This window comes from Paraburkholderia sp., from assembly GCF_034668105.1.
Classification (GTDB): domain Bacteria; phylum Pseudomonadota; class Gammaproteobacteria; order Burkholderiales; family Burkholderiaceae; genus Paraburkholderia.
Map to the genome: position 1 here is coordinate 20,473 of NZ_JAXDPY010000363.1, position 7,200 is coordinate 27,672.

Here is a 7,200-nt window from a genome sequence, read left to right on the forward strand (position 1 = left end):
CGGCCCTGCGGATTCCGACCTGTCTCAAATATCCAGTATGCTAAAATTCATGGGTTTTCCAATCCGGCCTTTCCTTTCCGCATGCCGCTCTCCCCGCCAGTATCCCGTCAGTTGCGCCACCGTCGCGCAATCCGAGCGGAAGCCTATGAGCGAGCCGATGGCCTGTGGGATGTGGAAGCATGCTTGACCGACGAAAAACCGCGCGATGTGGTGCTTGCGTCGGGCGTCCGGCCCAAGGGTCAGCCGATCCATGAACTCTGGCTTCGCATCACCATCGATCGCAAGCTCAACGTCGTCGACGCCGAAGCGTCGTCCGACTGGGTGCCCTATCCAGGGTTGTGCCAAGCCAGCAATCCCGCCTACCGTGCCCTTATCGGGCTCAATCTCCGTCACAACTTCCGTCGCGAAGCTGCCCGCTTGCTGGGCAGCACGGCGGGTTGCACGCATCTCACCGAGCTATGTGCGATTTTGCCGACCGCTGCCATTCAGGCCTTCACCGGCGAGGTGTGGAACACCGGTGACAGTACGCCAGGCGCGAAAGCACGTTCTGGAGACGAGTCGTCTGGCAACCCAGGCGAGCATGCCAACGATAAACCGCCATTCCAGCTGGGACGCTGCCACGCGCTGCGTTTCGACGGCGAGGCGGTGCAGCAGTTTTATCCGCGCTGGTATGGCCGCGCTCCGTATACAGCGGATCGCGCGGCTGCGTCAGGCAACGGGGCAGCCCGCCAGGCAGGTGAGGGCGGCAGCACGTCCGGCATGAACGACGGCAGCGGAAACGAAGTTCAATCCAACTCTCAGACTGAAGGGAATCACGCATGAAGATTCACGAGTACCAGGGTAAGGAAATCCTGCGGAAATTCGGCGTCGCGGTACCGCGCGGCAAGCCGGTCTTCTCGGTGGATGATGCGGTCAAGGCCGCGGAAGAGCTCGGCGGCCCGGTATGGGTCGTGAAGGCTCAGATCCACGCGGGTGGCCGTGGCAAGGGCGGCGGCGTGAAGGTCGCCAAGTCGCTGGAACAGGTTCGTGAATATTCGAACCAGATCCTCGGCATGCAGCTCGTCACGCACCAGACCGGTCCGGAAGGCCAGAAGGTGAATCGTCTGCTGATCGAAGAAGGCGCTGACATCAAGAAGGAACTGTATGTCGGCCTGGTGATCGATCGCGTTTCGCAGAAGATCGTCGTGATGGCATCGAGCGAAGGCGGCATGGACGTCGAAGAAGTCGCGGAAAAGACGCCTGAGCTGATCCACAAGATCGCCGTCGATCCGTCGACCGGCCTGAAAGACGCCGAAGCCGACGAGCTCGCCACGAAGATCGGCGTGCCCGCCGCTTCGCTGCCGCAAGCGCGCGCGATCCTGCAAGGCCTGTACAAGGCATTCTGGGAAACCGACGCATCGCTGGCCGAAATCAACCCGCTGATCCTGACCGGCGACGGCAAGGTCATCGCGTTGGACGCGAAATTCAACTTCGATTCGAACGCACTGTTCCGTCATCCGGAAATCGTCGCGTATCGCGATCTGGACGAAGAAGATCCGGCTGAAGTCGAAGCATCGAAGTTCGACCTCGCGTACATCTCGCTCGACGGCAACATCGGCTGCCTCGTGAACGGCGCCGGCCTCGCAATGGCAACGATGGATACCATCAAGCTGTTCGGCGGCGAACCGGCGAACTTCCTCGACGTGGGCGGTGGCGCCACGACCGAGAAGGTCACGGAAGCGTTCAAGATCATGCTGAAGAACCCGAACCTGACCGCGATCCTGGTCAACATTTTCGGCGGCATCATGCGCTGCGACGTGATCGCGGAAGGCGTGATCGCGGCGTCGAAGGCCGTGTCGCTGAAGGTGCCGCTGGTGGTCCGCATGAAGGGCACGAACGAAGACCTGGGCAAGAAGATGCTCGCTGAATCCGGCCTGCCGATCATTGCGGCGGACAGCATGGAAGAAGCGGCCCAGAAGGTCGTCGCGGCCGCTCAAGGCAAGTAAAGAGCGCTCGGTTAGCCATTGAGCCAGGCTCAACCAGGACAACCAGGATTACGAATGGCGGCGCGTGAGCGACGCGGGCGGAGAACATCCCGCCCCGTGGCGCACCGGTGCGACGCCAAACGAACAGAGGTCAATACATGTCGATTCTGATTAACAAAGACACCAAGGTCATCACGCAGGGCATCACCGGCAAGACCGGTCAGTTCCACACGCGTGCTTGCCGTGAATATGCAAACGGCCGCGAAGCGTACGTCGCGGGTGTGAACCCGAAGCGTGCCGGTGAAGATTTCGAAGGCATTCCTATCTACGCGAGCGTCGCTGAAGCCAAGGCTGAAACGGGCGCGACCGTGTCGGTGATTTACGTGCCGCCGGCAGGCGCCGCGGCCGCAATCTGGGAAGCCGTCGAAGCCGATCTGGATCTCGCGATCTGTATCACGGAAGGCATTCCCGTGCGCGACATGATCGAACTGAAGGCCCGTATGCGTGCGGAAAACCGCAAGACGCTGCTGCTCGGACCGAACTGCCCGGGCACGATCACGCCGGACGAGCTGAAGATCGGCATCATGCCGGGTCACATCCACCGCAAGGGCCGCATCGGCGTCGTGTCGCGTTCGGGCACGCTGACGTATGAAGCAGTCGGCCAATTGACGGCGATCGGCCTTGGCCAATCGTCGGCAGTCGGTATCGGCGGCGATCCGATCAACGGTCTGAAGCACATCGACGTGATGAAGATGTTCAACGACGATCCGGAAACGGACGCCGTCATCATGATCGGCGAGATCGGTGGTCCGGACGAAGCAAACGCTGCTGAGTGGATCAAGGACAACATGAAGAAGCCGGTGGTTGGCTTTATCGCCGGTGTCACGGCGCCTCCGGGCAAGCGCATGGGCCACGCCGGCGCGCTGATCTCGGGCGGTGCGGATACGGCTGAAGCCAAGCTGGAAATCATGGAAGCCTGCGGCATCACGGTCACGAAGAACCCGTCGGAAATGGCGCGTCTTCTGAAGGCGATGCTGTAAATCGAAATTCGCGCGCAGTCACGGCGCGTTTTTTGATACGCTTACGAAATCCTTTCGTGAGCGGACAGTCTTAAAAAGCGGGGGAGTTTCGACTCCCCCGCTTTTTTTATTGGCTGTGCGTCTGATTCCTTCTTATTCTTTTAACCATGCTCGAATTCTTCGCCACGCTCCATTGGGGCGCAGTCATTCAGATCATCGTCATCGACATCCTGCTGGGTGGCGACAATGCCGTGGTGATCGCGCTCGCATGCCGCAACCTGCCGCCCGCGCAACGCACCAAGGGCGTGTTGTGGGGCACGGTCGGCGCCATCGTGCTGCGCGTGGCGCTGATCGCCTTCGCGGTTGTGCTGCTCGACGTGCCGTTGCTGAAGTTTGCCGGTGGTCTGTTGCTGCTGTGGATCGGCGTGCGCCTGATGGCGCCGGCGCACGACGCGCACGAGAACGTCAAACCGGCGGATAAGCTGATATCGGCGATCAAGACGATCATCATCGCGGATGCGGTGATGAGCCTCGACAACGTGATCGCCATTGCGGGTGCGGCCGAGGCCGCCGACCCCGAACATCGCCTCGCGCTGGTGATTTTCGGCCTGCTGGTGAGCATTCCGCTGATCGTGTGGGGTAGCCAGCTGGTGCTGAAGCTGCTCGACCGCTTTCCGATCGTCATCACGCTCGGCGCCGCGCTGCTCGGCTGGATCGCGGGCGGTCTGATCATCAACGACCCCGCCGGCGACCGGTGGCCGATCCTCGATACACCGGCGGCGGAGTACGGCATGAGTATTGGCGGTGCGCTGTTCGTCGTGATCCTCGGGTATCTGTTCAAGCGCCGCAACGCCAATCGCGCCGCGGCTTGACGCACAGAGCACCGCCGCGTCAGCGCAACGTTAGCCATTCGGCTGACTGTGTGGAACGAGCACCGCTGGCTACGATTGAAACGCCTGTCCCCGATTCGAGGGGCAGGCGTTTTTCGTTTCAGGAGCCTGCCGATGATCGTTACTTTGCCGTATTCCCCTTTTTCACTGTCCGAGGTTTCCCCCCGGAGCGCGTTCGAACGAGCGCGCTGGACCGCGCCTTTCATCCGCGCCTGCCGCTGTTGCGCACGTGGCTTCACGCTGATCGAGCTGATGATCGTGCTGGCGATTGTCGGCGTGATCGCGGCCTATGCGATTCCCGCGTATCAGGACTATCTGGCCCGCAGCCGGGTGGGCGAGGGGCTCTCGCTGGCTGCGTCCGCGCGGCTATCCGTGTCCGAAAACGCCGCTAGCGGCAATGCGTTCGGCGGCGGCTATGCATCGCCGCCGGCTACCCGCAACGTCGAGTCCATTCACGTCGACGACGACACCGGCCAGATCACTATCGCGTTCACCACCCGCGTCGCGCCCGCTGGGTCGAACACGCTGACCATGGTGCCGTCGGTGCCTGACAATGCCGACGCGCCCACGGCGCGAATCGCGTTGAGCAAGGGCGCGGTGCAGGCGGGCGCGGTCACGTGGGAGTGTTTCGCCGGCGGCAAAACGGCCTCCTCGTTGCCTGCGCCGGGTGCCGGTCCCGCACCTGCCGATGCGCCGTCGTTGGCGTCGAATCTTGCACCGCCGGAGTGTCGCGCTTGAGCAGTGGGGCGCACGATCGGATGAGTTGTTATCCGATCGTAAAGCGCTGATTTTCGGGATATTTCAGCCCAGCCGGCGCACAGCAGGAGAATTTTTTTGTATAGTGCGCCGGTTGCTGACGCCCACCGGTTACTCGATGCCCACCCCATTTGCACGCTACCTGTCTCTGATTCTGCTGGCTCTCGCGTTGGTGCTGCCCTATGCAGTCGTCAACCACACGTATCCGATTCCGACTTTCTACGCTGAATTCACGGCGCTCGCGCTGTATCTGCTGATGAGCGCGGGTGTCGTGCTGCTGGTATGGACGGCGCGGCCGCGCGTGACGTTTGCGTCGCCGGTTGTCGCGCTGGTGCCGTTGCTGTTCGGGCTGCTGTTGGTGGCGCAATCCGCGCTGCTGCCGGTTTCACAGCCGTCGATGAACTGGCTCGGCGGCGGTTATCTGCTCGCCGCATTCATGGCCACGCACGCCGGCTACGGTTTCACACGCGTCAAGCTGAACGAAACAGCGCTGCGCTGGGTCGCGGGGGCGTTGATTGTCGGCGGCCTGTTTGCGGTGTTCTGTCAGGTGATCCAGCTGTTTCACCTGGAGGTGCGCGTGTCGCCGCTGGTCGTCGCTTATAGCAAGACCGTTGATCGCCGGCCGTTCGGCAATATGGCGCAGGCGAATCACCTGGCCACCTATATCGCGTTCGCAATGGCGGGTGCGCTGTACCTCGTGCAGACACGCCGGCTTGCCGTCAGCATCTGGTTGATCGTGTCGACGATTTTCGCCGTTGGACTCGCGCTGACCGTGTCGCGCGGGCCCTGGTTGCAGATGGGCGTGATCGTGGTGGCGGGTTTCTGGATGGCTTTCGCGCAGATGCGCAGTCAGCCGCAGCTTCGTCGCGGCAATCGCGAATGGCTGATCCCGATCGCGTTGGCGGTGCTGTTCTTTGTCGTCAACGCGTTGATCCGCTGGGCCAATGTCCACTATCACCTGGAGCTTGCTCAGTCCGCGGCCGAGCGCTTCCAGGACGCCGGCCAGATCGCGCCGCGCCTTGCGCTGTGGAAGTACGGCTGGACGATGTTCAAGGCGCATCCGCTGCTGGGTGTTGGCTGGGGTGAATTTCCGAGCTACCAGTTCGAGTATGTGAAGTCGCTGGGCGGCGTCGAGATTGCCAACAACTCGCACGACATTTTTATCGACCTGCTCGCGAAAACCGGTTTGATCGGCCTCGCGATCGTGCTGTTCGGCCTCATCACCTGGCTGGTGCGCGTGGTCCGCGCGCCGCAGAGCGCCGCACGTGTGTTCGGCATCGCGCTGATCGGCGTGCTCGTCATGCATGCGTTGGTCGAGTATCCGCAGCAGTACATGTTTTTCCTGCTGCCGGCGATGTTCGTGTTCGGCCTGCTCGAGACACGGCCGCTGCGTCTTGTGCCTGGCCGCCTGTCGTTCGGTGTGTTTGTTGTGGTTGTGTTCGGCGGCCTGGCCGCGCTGTATCCCGTGTATCGCGACTATGCGCGCGCCGAGGTGCTGTATTACGGTTCACGTCCCGCCGAGCAATATCCGGCGGATCCGTCGTTCCTGTTCCAGGCGTGGGGCGAGTACGGCCTCGCGACCTTGCTGCCGATGAATTCGATGGATCTGCAGCACAAGCTCGCCATGCACAAGCAGGCGATCGCGCTGCTACCGGGTGAAACCGTGCTGCGCCGGTACGCGGTGCTGCAAGCATTGAGCGGTGACACGGCGGGGGGATTCGACACCGTCGAGCGCCTGAAGATCTTTGCTCAGGAACTGCACGACTGGCCGTCGCAGCTGGCCTACCTGTATGAGCTGTGCGACGAACAGAAGACGCTGACCGGTTTCAAGGCGGAACTGGTCAAGCGCTACGGCATGCCGCCGGGCGACGTCAATCAGGACGACGACAGCGACGAGGAGTGAGCCGCTGTCGTTTTATAGCCCGAGGCTTAGCCCGGGCCGAAGCTTTAGACGTGCAGCGGGGCGATGACGTTGTTCATCATCAACCCGCCACCCAATCCCCCGACTTCCCGCCGTGCTTCTCCAGCACCTTCACATCGGTGATCGTCATCCCGCGATCCACCGCCTTGCACATGTCGTACACCGTCAGCAGCCCGACTTGCACGGCGGTTAGCGCTTCCATCTCCACCCCCGTGCGCCCCAGCGTCTCGACCTGAACCGTGCAATGCACGCCAGGCAGCGTTTCATCGAGTTCGAAATCGACTTTGACGCGCGTCAGCGCGAGCGGATGGCACAGCGGAATCAGATCGGCGGTGCGCTTCGAGCCTTGAATCGCGGCGATGCGCGCGATGCCGATTACGTCCCCCTTCCTGGCGTTGCCGTCGCGAATCAGCGCGAAAGTGTCAGGCAGCATGCGAATCGAGCCACGCGCGACAGCGATGCGCTTGGTTTCCTGCTTGCTGCCGACGTCCACCATATGCGCCTGGCCGGCGGCGTCGAAATGAGTGAGTTCAGGCATGGTTGGGCTCCTTCAGAGGGCGCTTATCATAGCAGTGTGGCCGGGCGGGCCAAGATGATTACAATTGCCCTATGCCCGCTATCTTAGTCCGAGCGTTAGGCCAAGCGGCGGG

The 7,200-nt window shown here is 62.2% G+C and carries 7 protein-coding genes; 6 read left to right on the top strand and 1 reads right to left on the bottom strand.

Annotated features, from left to right (window positions below; genetic code table 11):
* The first annotated feature begins 81 nt into the window (after window positions 1-81).
* The 6 genes from QOC89_RS16390 (at window position 82) to QOC89_RS16415 (ending at window position 6,532) form a co-directional block, all read left to right on the top strand.
* Window positions 82-822, top strand: coding sequence for a DUF2889 domain-containing protein (locus QOC89_RS16390; RefSeq protein ID WP_323045968.1), 741 nt, complete (start codon window positions 82-84; stop codon window positions 820-822).
* Window positions 819-1,985, top strand: coding sequence for an ADP-forming succinate--CoA ligase subunit beta (gene sucC, locus QOC89_RS16395; protein ID WP_179734195.1), 1,167 nt, complete (start codon window positions 819-821; stop codon window positions 1,983-1,985). The genes QOC89_RS16390 and sucC overlap by 4 nt, the downstream gene beginning before the upstream one ends.
* 137 nt (window positions 1,986-2,122) lie before the next feature.
* Window positions 2,123-3,004, top strand: coding sequence for a succinate--CoA ligase subunit alpha (gene sucD, locus QOC89_RS16400; protein ID WP_120296142.1), 882 nt, complete (start codon window positions 2,123-2,125; stop codon window positions 3,002-3,004).
* A gap of 146 nt (window positions 3,005-3,150) precedes the next feature.
* A complete protein-coding gene (locus tag QOC89_RS16405; RefSeq protein ID WP_323045969.1) occupies window positions 3,151-3,855 on the top strand; it encodes a TerC family protein in 705 nt (234 codons plus the stop codon).
* Window positions 3,856-3,987: 132 nt separating this feature from the next.
* The gene (locus tag QOC89_RS16410; RefSeq protein ID WP_323045970.1) at window positions 3,988-4,611 is read left to right on the top strand and encodes a pilin; all 624 of its coding nucleotides are present in this window, start codon (window positions 3,988-3,990) and stop codon (window positions 4,609-4,611) included.
* Between the two features lie 136 nt (window positions 4,612-4,747).
* Window positions 4,748-6,532, top strand: a complete 1,785-nt coding sequence (locus QOC89_RS16415; protein ID WP_323045971.1) for a PglL family O-oligosaccharyltransferase — start codon at window positions 4,748-4,750, stop codon at window positions 6,530-6,532.
* A gap of 79 nt (window positions 6,533-6,611) precedes the next feature.
* On the opposite strand, the gene moaC is transcribed toward QOC89_RS16415, so the two are convergent.
* Window positions 6,612-7,088, bottom strand: a complete 477-nt coding sequence (gene moaC, locus QOC89_RS16420) for a cyclic pyranopterin monophosphate synthase MoaC (protein ID WP_323045972.1) — start codon at window positions 7,086-7,088, stop codon at window positions 6,612-6,614.
* Window positions 7,089-7,200: the final 112 nt, after the last annotated feature.